This window comes from Arthrobacter sp. 05N428_2 (assembly GCF_056397065.1).
Genome location: NZ_JBFTMR010000018.1, coordinates 36,037 through 51,067, shown reverse-complemented (window position 1 = coordinate 51,067; position 15,031 = coordinate 36,037). Strand labels below are relative to the sequence as shown.

Here is a 15,031-nt window from a genome sequence, read left to right as displayed (position 1 = left end):
GCCGCGGGCCGCGCGACCGAGCGCCGCCGTTTGGCCGCGAGGCCTAAGCGGCGGCGCGGGCCAGCCTGCGGGTGGCGGAGTTCTTCCGCGCGGTGAGCAGCATGTCGGCGGTCAGCACCACGAGCGCGAGCCAGACGACGCCGAAGCCGATCCAGCGCTCGGTGGTCATCGCCTCCTTGAAGACGGCCAGCGCCACGATGAACTGCAGCACGGGGGCGAAATACTGCAAGAGGCCGATCGTCGTCATCGGCAGTCGGCGTGCGGAGGCTCCGAAGAACAGCAGCGGGACGGCGGTGATGACGCCGGACGCGAGAAGCAGCCAGAAGTGCCCGGCGCCGTTTGCGGTCAGCGTCGCGGCACCGCTCAGGGCCAAAACGATCATGGTGGTCCCGGCGAGCGGTGCGAGCACGACAGTTTCCACCGTGAGGCTGGTCAGCGCGTCCGCCCGCGGCCCCACCCGCTTCTTGAAGAAGCCGTAGAGGCCGAAACTGAACGCCAGGGTCAGCGCGATCCACGGGAGCTTGCCGTAGGAGAAGGACAGCACGCCCACGGCTACGAATCCGATGCCGACGGCGGCCCACTGCAGGGGGCGGAGTTTCTCCTTCAGGACAAAGACGCCCAGGAGCACCGACACCAGGGGGTTGATGAAATAGCCCAGGGACGTTTCGACGGCCTGGCCGGTCGTCACGCCGTAGGTATAGGTCAGCCAGTTGACCGCGATCAATCCGGCGGCGATGGCCAGCGGGCCGATCACGGTGCGGTTCCGGAACGCGGCCCCCAGCACCCGCCACGAACGGGTGACGGTGATCAGCAGGGCACAGAACAACAGGGACCAGATGACGCGGTTGGCCACAATTTCGACGGCACTGGCGGGCGCCAATACGAAGAAGTACAGCGGCAGCAGCCCCCACAGCCCGTAGGCGCCGACGCCGAACAGTACGCCCGCCGTCGTCTCCTTATCCACCGCTTTGAGTCCGGGGGCATTGCCAGCGGGTCGGGCCGGGGTCGCGCCCGCCGGGGAGGTCAGTGTGGCGGGAGCGGGGGCGGGGGAACCGTCGGTGTTTGGCACAAGATCAATAACACCACCGTTGGTGCGGGTATTCCGGCCGGTAAGCGCCGCCCGGCGCCGCCCGGCGCCTGCGATCTCCATCACGCCAGGCTCCACCGAGGCGCGGGGGACATTTAGAATAGGGGACTGTGCGCTGTATTCACCGGCGCACCCGTCAAGACTCAGAAGGGCTCCCGGTGTCCACCTCGGCCGAAACGTCGCCTCAAAGAACATCCAAACGTCCGCTCCGCGTCGCAATCGTCGGCGCGGGACCGGCCGGCGTCTACGCCGCGGACATCCTGACCAAGTCCAATGAGGTCAAGGACGGCGACTTTGAGGTCAGCATCGACCTGTTCGAGGCGTACCCGGCGCCTTACGGCCTGATCCGCTACGGGGTGGCCCCGGACCACCCGCGGATCAAGGGGATCGTCAACGCCCTGCACAAGGTCCTGGACCGCGGCGACATCCGTTTCCTCGGCAATGTCAGCTACGGCCGGGACCTGACCCTGCACGATTTCCGGGCCTTCTACGACGCCGTCATCTTCGCCACCGGCGCCATCAAGGACGCGGACCTGGACATCCCGGGCATCGGGCTGGAGGGCTCTTTCGGCGGCGCCGATTTCGTCTCCTGGTATGACGGCCATCCGGATGTGCCGCGTGACTGGCCGTTGGAGGCCAAGGAGATCGCGGTGATCGGCAACGGCAACGTCGCCCTGGACGTGGCGCGGATGCTGGTCAAGCACGCCGATGAACTGCTCGCCACCGAGATCCCGGACAACGTCTACCAGGCTCTCAAGAACTCTCCCGTCACGGATGTCCATGTCTTCGGCCGCCGCGGGCCGGCGCAGGTGAAATTCACCCCGCTGGAACTGCGCGAGCTCAGCCACGCGAAGGACGTGGACATCGTCCTCTACCCGGAGGACTTCGAGTTCGACGACGCCTCAGACGAGGCTATCCGCACGAACAACCAGATCAAGACCATGGTGAACACGCTGGGCAACTGGCTGGTCGAAGAGCACGCCGAGGCTGAGCAGCCGTCCTCCCGGCGCCTGCACCTGCACTTCCTGCACAGCCCGGTCGAGATCTACGACGACGGCGCCCACCCGGGCAAGGTGTCGGGCATCAAGTTCGAGCGCACCGAGCTCGACGGCACCGGCAACGTCAAAGGCACAGGCCAGTTCGTCGACTACCCCGTCCAGGCCGTTTACCGCGCCATCGGGTACCACGGCTCCGCGTTGGACGAGCTGGAGTACGATGCCCGGCGCGGGGTCATCCCCAATGAGGGCGGCCGCGTGCTCGACGCGGGGGGCAACCCGGTGCCCGGCATCTACGCCACCGGCTGGATCAAGCGCGGCCCGGTCGGACTCATCGGCCACACCAAGGGCGATGCCCTGGAAACGATCGGTTTCCTGCTGGAGGACCGGTTGACCCTTCCGCCGGCCCGGAACCCGGACCCGCAGGCGATCATCGAGCTGCTTGAACAGCGCGGCGTCGAATACACCACTTGGGAGGGCTGGAACAAGCTGGATGCGCACGAGTTGGCCCTCGGCGCGGCATGGTCCGCCGGCGGCGCGGCGGACGGCGTCGTACGTGAACGCATCAAGGTCGTCCCGCGGGACGAAATGATCCGGATTTCCCGGGGCTGACTAGCCGGACGCGCATCCTCTGGCGGGGCTCCCGCCCGCCCCCTAGACTCGTGGGACGACGCCGACTGCGGCATGCCGTCGCTCTGACGAAGGCGTCAATCAGGTGGGAGATTCAATGCGGAATCCGGTCGAGCAGGACGCCCCGCGCGGTTCCGGCCCCGGCATGAGCGCGGAGCTGCTCCAGCGGTATGCCCGCGCAGGGCATGAGCAGCTCGGCGGCCTCGGCCTGAACGGGGAGCAGCTGACCGGGTTGCGCAGCCTGATCCGGGAATCCTGGCAGCGCTCGGCGCAACTGCACGCCAACCCGGATAACCCCGAGGCCCCGCTGGCGATGGACCGCGAGGAAATCGAAGAATACCGCCGGCAGCATCCGCTCGCCGCGATCATGCCCGTGATCCACAAACTACTCGTGCTGCCCAGTTACGACAGCGGCATGCTGGTGGCCGTGGGGGACGAGGTGGGCCGGCTGCTGTGGGTCGAGGGGGATCCCGTCATGCAGCGCCGCGCCGAAGGGATGATGTTCGTCCCGGGCGCCGACTGGTCCGAGGCGACCGTGGGCACGAGCGCCCCGGGCACCGCGCTGGCCCTGGGCCGCGGCATCCAGATCGCCGGCGCCGAACACTACAAGCGGTCGGTGCACCCCTGGAGCTGCACGGCCGTACCGTTCCACGATCCGGACTCCGGCGCCCTCCTGGGCGTCGTGGACATCACCGGCACCGAATCCGCCGTCGCGCCCCACACCCTGTCCCTCGTCGAGGCGACCGTCGCCGCCGCCCAGGCACACCTGCGGGTGGAGCGGCTGCAGCGCGCCGCCGCCCGGCAGGGCCCGCCGGTCCGACGCCGCGCCTCGCCGGACGCCGGCGGTAAGGGGTTCGCCGGCAAGGCCACGTCCGCCGGTCCGCGCGCCGTGACGGCGTCCAGCCTCTACCGCAACAGCCTGCAACTGCTCGGCCGCGACCAGGCGGTGCTGAGCCTGGACGGACGCACCGTCACCCTCTCCGCCCGGCACAGCGAAATCCTGGCCCTGCTCGGCGCGCATCCGGAAGGGCTCAGCGCCGAGGAGCTCAGCGCGCTGCTCTACCCGGGCAGCGGCTCCACCATGACGCTGCGCGCCGAGATGGTGCGGCTGCGCAGGGTCCTGCAGCAGCTCAACCCACAAGCGGTCCCGGCGTCACGGCCCTACCGGCTGCCCGTGGACCTGGCGCCCGACTCCGGCCAGGTGCTCAGCTGCCTGCAGCGCGGCGCGCACCGGATCGCCCTCGAAATCTACCGCGGCGCCGTCCTGCCGCGCTCCGAAGCGCCCGGCATCGTCGAACTCCGCCGCCGCCTGTCCGCCCTGCTGCGTGAGGCCGTCCTGACCGACGGCAGTGCCGAGTCGCTGCTGCGGTACGCGGAGCTGCCCGAAGCGCGGGACGACGTCGTCGTCCGCGCTGCCGCCCTGAAGCTGCTGCCGCCGCGTTCGCCGAAGCGGGCCGCCGTCGTCGCGGACATCGAACGGCTGGAAGCGGAGCTCAGCGCCTGAGACCACCGCGGCGGATTTGGGCCCACGCCTGCCGGGTTCCCTGGCCGAGCTTGCGAGGTTAGGGGGCAGGCGGGGACGGTTGCAACCTGCTTGCAACCTCCCCGCTCCTAGGCTGGTGCCAGCGGCAGCCCCAGGGATCACGGCCGCTCCCGCATTAGTCCTGCATACCAATCTTGCACAGCAAAGGAGCTGCAATGACTGTCTACGCACAGCCCGGTACCGAAGGCTCGAAGGTCACTTTCAAGGACCGCTACGAGAACTGGATCGGCGGCGAGTGGGTGGCCCCGGTCAAGGGCCAGTACTTCGAGAACATCACGCCGGTGACGGGCAAGGCCTTCTGCGAGGTCGCCCGCGGCACCGCCGAGGACATTGAGCTGGCCCTGGACGCCGCCCACAAGGTCGCCCCGTCCTGGGGCAAGACCTCCGTCGCCGAGCGCGCCGCCATCCTGAACAAGATCGCCGACCGGATCGACGAGAACACCGAGCTGCTGGCCGTCGCCGAGTCCTGGGACAACGGCAAGCCGATCCGCGAAACCCTCAACGCGGACATTCCGCTCGCCGCGGACCACTTCCGCTACTTCGCGTCCGCCGTCCGGGCCCAGGAAGGACGGCTGTCCCAGCTCGACGACGATACCACCGCCTACCACTACCACGAGCCGCTCGGCGTCGTCGGCCAGATCATCCCGTGGAACTTCCCGATCCTGATGGCCGTCTGGAAGCTGGCCCCCGCGCTCGCCGCCGGCAACGCCGTGGTGCTCAAGCCGGCCGAGCAGACCCCGTCCTCGATCCTGGTGCTGATGGAACTGATCAGCGACCTGCTGCCCGCGGGCGTCATCAACGTCGTGAACGGCTTCGGCGTCGAGGCCGGCAAGCCGCTCGCCTCCAGCCCGCGGATCCGCAAGATCGCCTTCACCGGCGAGACCACCACCGGCCGCCTGATCAGCCAGTACGCCAGCCAGAACCTGATCCCGGTGACGCTGGAACTGGGCGGCAAGAGCCCCAACATCTTCTTCAACGACGTCGCGGACAACAACGACGCGTTCTACGACAAGGCACTGGAAGGCTTCACGCTCTTCGCCTTCAACCAGGGTGAGGTCTGCACCTGCCCGTCGCGTGCCCTCGTCCAGGAGGGCATCTACGACTCCTTCATGGCCGACGCGCTGGCCCGCACCCAGAAGATCATCCAGGGCAACCCGCTGGACACCGACACCCAGCTCGGCGCCCAGGCCTCCAACGACCAGCTCGAAAAGATCCTCTCCTACATGGACATCGGAAAGCAGGAAGGCGCCAAGGCACTCACCGGCGGTGCCCGCGCCGAACTGTCCGGCGACCTCGCCGGCGGCTACTACGTCCAGCCCACCATCTTCGAGGGCCACAACAAGATGCGGATCTTCCAGGAGGAGATCTTCGGCCCGGTGGTCTCCGTGACCCGCTTCAGCGACTACAGCGACGCCATGGGCATCGCCAATGACACCCTGTACGGCCTCGGCGCCGGTGTCTGGTCCCGCAATGGCAACGTGGCGTACCGCGCCGGCCGCGAGATCCAAGCGGGTCGGGTGTGGGTCAACAACTACCACGCGTACCCGGCCGGGGCGGCGTTCGGCGGTTACAAGTCCTCCGGCATCGGCCGCGAGAACCACGCCATGATGTTGGACCACTACCAGCAGACCAAGAACCTGCTGGTCAGCTACAACGAGAACAAGCTCGGCTTCTTCTAAGCCGCCGCAGCGGGGCGGACCGGTCGGTCCGCCCCGCACGACCGATACCACCGACCCAGGAGAAGCCCCGATGTCCCAGACCAGGCTTGACGCCGCCGTGACACTGGCCGGCGAGGACTTTTCCCGGGTGGCGCTCACCCCCGAGGCTGTGGAGCTGCTTCGCACGCTCTGGCGGCAGCACGGTCCGCTGATGTTTCATCAGTCCGGCGGATGCTGCGACGGTTCCTCGCCCATGTGCTACCCGGCGGGGGAGTTCCTTACCGGCGACTCGGACGTACTGCTGGGCCTGTTCGATATTTCGGACGGGCTGCAGCCGCAGCCGCTGGAATTCTGGATGTCCAAGGAGCAGTTCAACTACTGGAGCCACACCCACCTGACCGTCGACGTCGTACCAGGCCGGGGGAGCGGGTTCTCGGTCGAGGCGCCCGAGGGGAAGCGTTTCCTGATCCGCTCGACCCTGATGGATTGGCCCGTCTAAGCGGTCCGAGCGGCCCCGACGGTCCCGCGGTACCCGCCGCAACGTCTCACGATGTGAGATAAATATGGCCGTCCAGTGGATGGACACTACTCTTAATAGGTCTGTTTTCCATCCAGTTACCGAGATTTTGGACTTAGCCATGAACCTTTTCCGGACCAAATCCATCGAGCAGTCGATTGCCGACGCCGATGAGCCTGGGCGGAGACTGAAACGCTCGCTCAGCACCTGGGACCTGATGATCATGGGAGTCGCCGTCGCCGTCGGCGCCGGGATCTTCTCGGTCGGCGCCAAAGCCGCCGCGAATTTCTCCGGCCCGGCCGTGACCGTCTCCTTCGCGATCGCAGCGGTCACCTGCGCGCTGGCGATCATGTGCTATGCCGAGTTCGCCACCGCCATCCCCGTGGCCGGCTCCGCCTACGTCTTCACCTATGCCACCATGGGCGAGGTGCTCGCCTGGATCATCGGCTGGAACCTCATCCTTGAGCTCTTCACCGCCGCCGCCGTGATCGCCAAGTACTGGGGCATCTACCTCAGCAAGGTCTTTGCACTGATGGGCCTGGACGTTCCGCCGGCCCTCTCCGTGGGCGGTATCGAGCTCTACTGGGGCGCCTTCCTGATTGTCGCCGTGTTCACCGTGCTGCTGGTGCTGGGGACAAAGCTGTCCGCCCGCGTCGGCAACGTCTTCACGCTGATCAAGATCGCCGTCGTGCTCTTCGTTATCGTGGTCGGCTTCAGTTACGTGAAGTTCGAGAACTACACGCCGTTCGTCCCCGCCTCCGAGCCCACCGGCGGCACGGGCGCCACGGACGTGCTGAAGCAGTCCTTCTTCGGCTTCCTCACCGGCGCGGCCCCGGCGCAGTACGGCACCCTGGGCATCTTCGCCGGCGCCGCCCTCGTGTTCTTCGCCTTCATCGGCTTCGACGTCGTCGCCACCTCCGCGGAGGAGGTCAAGAACCCGCAGAAGACGCTGCCGCGCGGCATCTTCGGCGGCCTGGCGATCGTCACGGTGCTCTACATCCTGGTCTCGCTCGCGCTCACCGGCATGGTCTCCTATACCAAGCTGGCCGAGGCGAAGAACCCGACCCTGACCACCGCCTTCGAGGCGGTGGGGAACACCGACGCCGCCAAAGTGATCGCGTTCGGCTCCCTCGTAGGCCTGACCACGGTGATCATGGTGCTGCTGATGGGCCTCTCACGCGTGGTCATGGCGATGAGCCGCGACGGCCTGTTGCCGCGTTCGCTGTCCAAGACCTCGACCATCCGGGCCACCCCGGCACGCCTGCAGATCATTTGTGGCACGGCTGTCGCTGTGGTCGCCGGGCTCACCAACGTGGACCTGCTCGAGGAAATGATCAACATCGGCACGCTGTCCGCATTCGTGATGGTCAGCCTCGGCATCCTGGTGCTGCGCAAGAAGCGCCCGGACCTGAAGCCGGCCTTCCGCGTGCCGTTCGGCAAGGTGCTGCCGGTCGTGTCGGCCGCGCTGTGCCTGTACCTGATGACCAACCTGGCTGTGGAGACCTGGATCTTCTTTGCCATCTGGCTGGTCATCGGCATCGCCATCTACTTCGCCTATGGCCAGCGCCACTCCCGCCTCAACGAGAAATTCGCCGAGGCCAAGGCCGCCGTCAACGGCACGCCCGCCTCGCCGGCCGAAAAGGATGAGCGGGCGCTCACCCGCTCGTAGGCGCACCACCTGAACACCTGCACGCCGCAGTTCAGCGCGGGGTCACTCATGGCCCGTCCGGCATCTCCGGATGGGCCATGCGTGACCCCGCGTTCCTTTGTGCCGGGCGCCGGGCGTGCCGCTGGAGCCTGCCGCCGCGACCGTCTCAGAGCCGTAACAATGCATTCGATGTGGTGGAACTCACAACATCTTCGACTAGGATTGAATTTGAACTTCTGTTCGAAAGGCGAACAGTCCGGGCTTGGGGGGCTTTGACGCTCCCATGCCAATGCGCACATAGGAGTGACCATGAAAAGTCGTATTATCACGGTGCTGGCGGCCGCCTCCGTCCTGGCCCTCTCGGCCTGCGGCAGCGGATCGCCCAGCTCCACCGGCGGCGGCAGCGCATCCGCCGGCGCCGGCGGCGGCGGCGACCTGACCAAGGTCAGCGTCGGCGTCATCCCGATCGTGGACTGCGCCCCGATCTACTTGGGCAACAAGCAGGGCTTCTTCAAGGACGAAGGACTCCAGCTCGACATCCAGACGGCCAGCGGCGGAGCCGCGATCGTCCCCGGCGTCGTCAGCGGCAGCTTTGACTTCGCCTTCTCCAACCTGATCTCCGTGATGGTCGCGAAGGACAAGGGCCTGGACCTGAAGTTCGTGGCCAACGGTGCCTCGACCACTGGTGAGGAGGGCAAGGATGTCGGCGGCGTCGTCGTTCCCGCCGGATCGAGCATCAAGTCCGCAAAGGACCTCGCCGGCAAGACGGTCTCGGTGAACAACCTCTCCAACATCGGTGACACCACCATCAAGCACGCTATCGAAAAGGACGGCGGTGACCCCTCGACGGTAAAATTTGTCGAGGTGGCCTTCCCGGACGCGCCCGCTGCCCTGGCCAACAAGCAGGTCGACGCAGCCTGGATCCTGGAGCCGTTCATGTCCAAGGCCGTGGGCGCCGGCGGAACCGTCGTCGACTGGAACTTCGTGGACATGAGCCCGAAGCTGGATATCGCCGGCTACTTCACCAAGTCGGACACCATCAAGAACAAGCCCGAGCTGACGCAGAAGTTCACCCGGGCCATGAACAAGTCCCTCGAGTATGCCCAGGCCCACCCGCAGGAAGTCCGTGACATCGTGGGAACCTACACCAAGATCGACGAGGCCGCCCGATCCAAGATGACGTTGACGCACTGGACCGTCGACTTCAACAAGGACGCATTCAAGACCCTCGGCGACGCCGCCACCAAGTACGGCACGCTGTCGAAGGCTCCGAACGCCGGCGATCTGCTCCCGTGAGTTCCAACGCCCTGGCCTCCGGCGGTCCCGTCCCCAGCGTGGGACGGGACCGCCGGTCCGGCCGCAAACTACCGACAAAACAGCTGCTCGGCCTCGCGGGGATCATCGGATTCCTGGCAACGTGGGAACTTATTCCCCGGCTCGGCCTCATTGACGAGCAATTCCTGCCACCGGCCAGCGAAGTTATCCTGGCTCTTGTGCGCGACTTCGGCCTGACAGCATTCTGGATTTCGGTCGGGGAGACCATGTCGGCCTGGTTCCTGGGCCTCATCATCGCCGTAGCCCTGGCCGTGCTGCTGGGATTCATCATTGGCTCCAGTGATTTCCTGCGGAAGGCGACCAACTCCACCGTCGAGTTCCTGCGTCCCATCCCGTCAGTGGCCCTGATTCCGCTGGCCGTGCTCCTTTTCGGCGTGAAGATGGAGTCGTCCCTGATGCTGATCACCTACGCCGCCTTCTGGCAGGTCCTGATCCAGGTCCTTTACGGGGTGGCCGACGTCGACATGGTCGCCAACAACACCGCGAAGACGTATGGTCTGGGCCGGATGGCACGGATCCGCTACGTGGTGTTCCCCACCGCACTGCCTTACCTGATGACCGGCGTCCGGCTCGCCGCCACGGTGGCGCTCGTGCTCGCCATCACGGCGGAACTCGTGATCGGGTCCCCGGGACTGGGCCGGGAAATTGCCCTCGCCCAGTCCGGCGGCGCCATCTCCGGCATGTACGCGCTCGTCCTCGCCACCGGCCTGATCGGTGTCCTGATCAATGCCCTGATGCGGCTGATCGAGAAGAAAACCCTCTCCTGGCACAGCTCCGTCCGTTCCGAGGTGATCGTATGAAAGCCCTGAAGACTCTCGGCTACGTGCTGGCGCTGCCGGCCCTGCTGATCCTGCTCTGGTGGGTCTCGACCCTCGGGGCGGTTAACTTCTTCGTTCCAACCCCGGCCGCCCTGGTCGGCAAGTTCGGCGAAGTCTGGTTCGGCCCGCGCTTCGTCACCGATGTGCTGCCCAGCGTCGGCCGGCTCCTGGTCGGCGTCGTCGCGGCAATCGTGATCGGCGTGGTGGGCGGCGTGCTCATCGGCTCGGTCCGCTGGCTGCGGGCCCTGCTGGAACCGGTGTTGGAGTTCTTCCGCGCCATCCCGCCGCCCGTCCTTGTTCCGGTGCTGATCTTGCTGATGGGCATCACTGACTCCATGAAGATCGCCGTCATCGTCTCCGGCTGTGTCTGGCCGGTCCTGCTCAACACCATCGAAGGGGTCCGCGCTGTCGACGGCGTCCTCTCGGATTCCGCGCACACCTACGGCATCGATGGGTGGGCCCGGGTCCGCTACCTGGTGTTGCCGTCGGCCAGTCCGCAGATCCTGGCGGGTGTGCGCCAGTCGCTTTCCCTCGGGCTGATCTTGATGGTCATTTCCGAAATGTTCGCCTCGTCCTCAGGGCTTGGCTTCACCATTGTCCAGTTCCAGCGCTCCTTCGCCATCCCGGAAATGTGGTCCGGCATCGTGGTGCTGGGCCTGCTGGGCGTGGCGATGTCGTTCATCTTCCAGTGGGCCGAGCGGAACATCCTGCGCTGGTACCACGGCCAGAAAGAGGTAGAAAATGCAGCCTGACCCCACCCCGGCGCCAGCCGGGACGACGCAGCCAGCCGGGACGACACTGCCAGCCGGGACGACACTGCCAGCCGGGACGACACTGCCGGAGGCAATGCTCTCCGTCCGCGGTCTGAAGAAGGTCTACCAGACCGACGGCGGCGACATCGAGGCGGTCCGCAACCTTACCTTCGATCTGCGCGCCGGCGAGCTGGCGTGCCTCGTGGGTCCCTCGGGTTCCGGCAAGACCACGCTCCTGAAGTGCATCTCCGGTCTGATGGCGCCCACCGAGGGGGAGGTCCTGCTGGACGGCAAGCGGGTGTCCGGGCCGCCGAAGAAGATGGCGGTCGTCTTCCAGGAGTACGGCCGGTCCCTGTTCCCCTGGATGCGGGTCCGGGACAACGTTGAGTTGCCCCTGAAGAACCAGGGCGTGCCGAAGGCCGAGCGGGACAAACTCGTCGACGAGGCCCTCGAAGCCGTCGGACTGGCCCACGTCCCGCGCTCCTACCCCTGGCAGCTTTCCGGCGGCATGCAGCAGCGCGTGGCGATCGCCCGCGCCATCGCGTACCAGCCCGAGGTGCTGCTGATGGACGAGCCGTTCGCCGCAGTGGACGCGCAGACCCGCGCGGACCTGGAGGACTTGATCAGGGCCATCTGGAAGAAGTTCGGGGTGACGGTCCTCTTCGTCACCCACGACATCGACGAGTCGGTCTACCTTGGCGAACGGGTTATCATCCTGTCCAGCTCCCCGACAGTCGTCCAGGAGGACATCGTGATCGACCTTCCGGTGGACCGTGACCAGTTGGAGACCCGGTCCCTTCCGCGCTTCACGGAACTCCGCCACCACGTGTACGAGCAGATCCAGCTCGCCAAGAAGGGTCATCGGCCCGCCGCGGCAGGCGCTGCCGCCGGTTCGTCGGGGCCTGCGTAGCGTCGCGGAGACAGAAAGAAACACCCCGCCACGGATAGTCCGTGGCGGGGTGTTTTCGTTGTGGCCAGGGGCCGACGGCGGAAGCTACAGCTTGTTGGCTGCCTCGGCGTCGGATTCTGCCTGGCCTGCACCGAGGTTGGCGCGCAGCTTGGCGCCGAGCTCGGCGTCGACGTTGGTCCAGTACTGGATGGCGCGTTCCTTGATGGCGGGGCTCTTCACGCCGCCCACGGCGCCGGTGATGGTGTCCAGCAGGCGGGCCTTGGCGCCGTCGTCGAACACTTCGCGGTACAGCGTGCCGGCCTGGCCGAAATCGCCGTCCTCAGCGTGCAGGGAGTGTGCGGAGAGCGTCAGCTCGCCGTCGTTCTCCCAGCCGCCGGCCGGGCTCTGCGGTTCCACGGCAGCCGGGCCGCCGAAGGAGTTCGGCGCGTACACCGGGACCGACGGAGCGTTGAAGTGGTACCGGCCGGCGCCGTCCTGGCTGTAGTTGTTGACCTGGCTCTTGGGCAGGTTCACCGGGAGCTGAGCGTGGTTGGTGCCCACGCGGTAGCGGTGTGCGTCGGCGTAGGAGAAGATGCGGGCCTGGAGCATTTTGTCCGGCGACGCGGCGATGCCCGGCACGAAGTTCGACGGCGCAAAGGTGGCCTGTTCGATCTGCGCGAAGTAGTTCTCGGGGTTCTTGTTCAGCTCCATGGTGCCCACGTGGATCAGCGGGTAGTCGGAGTGCGGCCACACCTTGGTGAGGTCGAACGGGTTGAAGCGGTAGGTCTTGGCGTCCTCATAAGGCATAACCTGGACGTGCAGCTCCCAGGACGGGAAGTTGCCCGCCGCGATGTTCTCCTGCAGGTCGCGGATGTAGAAGTCCGCGTCCGAGCCGGCCAGTTCTTCAGCCTGGTCGCCGGTGATGGCCTTGACGCCCTGGTTGGATTTGAAGTGGTACTTGACCCAGAAGCGCTCGCCCGCGGCGTTGATCCACTGGTAGGTGTGCGAGCCGTAGCCCTGCATTTCGCGCCAGGAAGCCGGCAGGCCGCGGTCGCCCATGAGCCATGTGACCTGGTGGGCCGACTCGGGGGAGAGCGTCCAGAAGTCCCACTGCATGTCGGCGTCGCGCAGGTGCGTGCCGGGGAGGCGCTTCTGGCTGTGGATGAAGTCCGGGAACTTGATGCCGTCGCGGATGAAGAACACCGGGGTGTTGTTGCCGACCAGGTCGTAGTTGCCCTCGGTGGTGTAGAACTTCACGGCGAAACCGCGGGGGTCGCGCCAGGTGTCGGGCGAGCCGCTCTCGCCGGCGACGGAGGAGAAACGGATGAGCATGTCCGTCTCGGTGCCCGACTGGAACAGGGCGGCCTTCGTGTAGGCGGAGACGTCTCCGGTGGTCTTGAACGTACCGAACGCTCCGCCACCCTTGGCGTGCACGATGCGCTCCGGGACGCGCTCGCGGTTGAACTGGGCGAGCTTCTCGATCAGGTAGTGGTCGGTCAGGATGATCGCGCCGTCGGCGCCGACGGTCTGCGAGTGGGCGTCGGAAGCGACGGGGGCACCGGACTGTGTCGTGGATACTGCGGGCGCAGAGATGTTCTGAGTCATCATTCTCCTATTTCTGTTTCTAACTTAGATTCGGTCGGCGGGAAGTTTTTGTTTGCGCTGGCACTCCTCGCAGATGCCCTGGTACAGGACGTCCGCGATCTGGATGGTCATGGGCCGGGAGTTTGCGTCCCAGTGCGGGGTGAGGCACGGCGCATGGCCGACGGCGCATTCGACGTCCTCGACGCGGCCGCAGCTGATGCAGACGGCGTGGTGGTGGTTGTCGCCGACCCTGGTCTCATACAGCGCGGGCGAATGCGGAGGTTCGAAGCGGCGGAGCATCTGCAGTTCGGTCAGGTCCCCCAGGACCACATAGACGGACTGTGCAGTGAGCTCGGGCAGGTCCTCGCGGGCGGCGGCGAGGATGCCTTCCGCCGGCGAATGCGGGTGGCGTTCGACGGCGGTCAACACGGCGAGCCGCTGCTTGGTCACCCGGCGGCCGTGGGCACGCAGCGCTGCCGCCCATGCCTCGCTGCTACCCAGGTGATCCGTCATGGCCCTATTCAAGCACTTATTGTTAGCTGTTCATAATAAGGTGCGGCTTATTACCGCTGTTCATCCCGCTCGACCGGGGTCGGGCCGCTCTTGCGCAGGGACTGACCAATGCGGGCCTGCGTAGTGCGTCACGCTCATCCCGAGGGGCAGCGCCCGCAGCGGCGGGGGAGCCTCGTCCGATTCCTCACCGCGTGGCCGTCAGCAGGTAGGTCCGGACGTTGGTTTGCTGCCCGGCATCCCGCGAGGCGGGGACCTGAGTTAGTCGACCGAAGTTTGCTGAGGGCTGTCCGGGCTGGACCACCGCCGACTCGCTCCAGCCGCCGGCCCGAAAAAGTGTCTCGGGGGAATCGGTACAAAACGGCAGCGGCCGGCCCGCGCTCTTGCTCGCGGCCACCAGCGGAGCCATGCCTTCCAACGCCAACAAGCCGGTCCCAAAGATATCCGCCAGGAAGGTGGAACCGCCTGCGGACAAGGCTGCGGCATCTCGGACAAGGGACTCGGCATCGGCGTCTGTCAGGTAAAAGAAGAGTCCCTCGGCAACCCATACCGTTGGTGTGCGCCGGTCAAAGCCTGAATCGAGAAGGGCCGAGGTCCAAGGACCGGACAGGTCGGCGTGGACGCACCTTCGTTCGCATCGGGGTATTGCAGTGCGCAGGATGGCTTCCTTCTCTGCGAACGCCTCTGCGTGGTCGATCTCGAACACAGTGCAGGAGACCGGGAGCGCGAGCCGAAAGGCCCTGGCATCCAAGCCAGCGCCAAGCAAGACGATCTGCGAGCCCATCCGGGCCGCGCCGAGAATGCGATCGTCAAAATATCGTGTCCGGACCGGCAGGAACGGGTTGTAGTCCGCGGCCTCCAAGCTGGCTTTGCCGCTTTCTCCCGCCAGAAGCTCGGCCCACGGATCGTTGAAAAGCCGGTCCGGACGGGCCGTCTCCAACGCTCTGGCGGCGGCAATCCAACGGCCCGTGCCGACAACTGCCGCCCGCGCCCGCGGGTCATGATCTCGGGTCATTCCTCCACCCTACTGAAGGGCAGCTTGTAGAAGACGGAGGCTCCTTGGCG

General features: G+C 66.5%; 13 protein-coding genes. 9 read left to right on the top strand and 4 right to left on the bottom strand.

The features are described from left to right. Positions 1-43 precede the first annotated feature (43 nt). Positions 44-1,150, bottom strand: a complete 1,107-nt coding sequence (gene rarD / locus AC1DGI_RS16120) for an EamA family transporter RarD (protein WP_476899552.1) — start codon at positions 1,148-1,150, stop codon at positions 44-46. Between the two features lie 95 nt (positions 1,151-1,245). On the opposite strand from rarD, the gene AC1DGI_RS16115 reads away from it, so the two are divergent. The 9 genes from AC1DGI_RS16115 (at position 1,246) to AC1DGI_RS16075 (ending at position 11,893) form a co-directional block, all read left to right on the top strand. Continuing rightward, positions 1,246-2,694, top strand: coding sequence for an FAD-dependent oxidoreductase (locus tag AC1DGI_RS16115; RefSeq protein WP_441400714.1), 1,449 nt, complete (start codon positions 1,246-1,248; stop codon positions 2,692-2,694). Positions 2,695-2,809: 115 nt separating this feature from the next. Further along, positions 2,810-4,216 (top strand): GAF domain-containing protein, encoded by a 1,407-nt coding sequence (locus tag AC1DGI_RS16110; protein WP_476899548.1) that lies wholly within the window; start codon positions 2,810-2,812, stop codon positions 4,214-4,216. Between the two features lie 194 nt (positions 4,217-4,410). Then, positions 4,411-5,934 (top strand): acetaldehyde dehydrogenase ExaC, encoded by a 1,524-nt coding sequence (exaC, locus tag AC1DGI_RS16105; protein WP_441400716.1) that lies wholly within the window; start codon positions 4,411-4,413, stop codon positions 5,932-5,934. Positions 5,935-6,004: 70 nt separating this feature from the next. Next, positions 6,005-6,412, top strand: coding sequence for a DUF779 domain-containing protein (locus tag AC1DGI_RS16100; RefSeq protein ID WP_441400718.1), 408 nt, complete (start codon positions 6,005-6,007; stop codon positions 6,410-6,412). A 139-nt stretch (positions 6,413-6,551) separates the two neighbouring features. Further along, on the top strand, positions 6,552-8,099 hold the full coding sequence (locus tag AC1DGI_RS16095; protein WP_441400720.1) for an amino acid permease: 1,548 nt from the start codon (positions 6,552-6,554) through the stop codon (positions 8,097-8,099). 288 nt (positions 8,100-8,387) lie between these two features. Beyond that, positions 8,388-9,374, top strand: a complete 987-nt coding sequence (locus tag AC1DGI_RS16090) for an ABC transporter substrate-binding protein (protein WP_476899547.1) — start codon at positions 8,388-8,390, stop codon at positions 9,372-9,374. Continuing rightward, the gene (locus tag AC1DGI_RS16085; protein ID WP_476899546.1) at positions 9,371-10,213 is read left to right on the top strand and encodes an ABC transporter permease; all 843 of its coding nucleotides are present in this window, start codon (positions 9,371-9,373) and stop codon (positions 10,211-10,213) included. The genes AC1DGI_RS16090 and AC1DGI_RS16085 overlap by 4 nt, the downstream gene beginning before the upstream one ends. After that, the gene (locus AC1DGI_RS16080) at positions 10,210-10,983 is read left to right on the top strand and encodes an ABC transporter permease (protein WP_476899545.1); all 774 of its coding nucleotides are present in this window, start codon (positions 10,210-10,212) and stop codon (positions 10,981-10,983) included. The genes AC1DGI_RS16085 and AC1DGI_RS16080 overlap by 4 nt, the downstream gene beginning before the upstream one ends. Then, the gene (locus tag AC1DGI_RS16075) at positions 10,973-11,893 is read left to right on the top strand and encodes an ABC transporter ATP-binding protein (RefSeq protein ID WP_476899544.1); all 921 of its coding nucleotides are present in this window, start codon (positions 10,973-10,975) and stop codon (positions 11,891-11,893) included. The genes AC1DGI_RS16080 and AC1DGI_RS16075 overlap by 11 nt, the downstream gene beginning before the upstream one ends. A gap of 84 nt (positions 11,894-11,977) precedes the next feature. On the opposite strand, the gene AC1DGI_RS16070 is transcribed toward AC1DGI_RS16075, so the two are convergent. The 3 genes from AC1DGI_RS16070 to AC1DGI_RS16060 form a co-directional block, all read right to left on the bottom strand. Then, complete coding sequence (locus AC1DGI_RS16070; RefSeq protein ID WP_476899551.1) at positions 11,978-13,477, bottom strand: catalase; 1,500 nt, start codon at positions 13,475-13,477, stop codon at positions 11,978-11,980. Between the two features lie 24 nt (positions 13,478-13,501). Further along, positions 13,502-13,969 (bottom strand): Fur family transcriptional regulator, encoded by a 468-nt coding sequence (locus AC1DGI_RS16065; protein ID WP_476899543.1) that lies wholly within the window; start codon positions 13,967-13,969, stop codon positions 13,502-13,504. A 184-nt stretch (positions 13,970-14,153) separates the two neighbouring features. Next, positions 14,154-14,981 carry a class I SAM-dependent methyltransferase gene (locus tag AC1DGI_RS16060; RefSeq protein WP_476899542.1) on the bottom strand — a complete coding sequence of 276 codons (828 nt, stop codon included), beginning with the start codon at positions 14,979-14,981 and terminating at the stop codon, positions 14,154-14,156. Positions 14,982-15,031 lie beyond the last annotated feature (50 nt).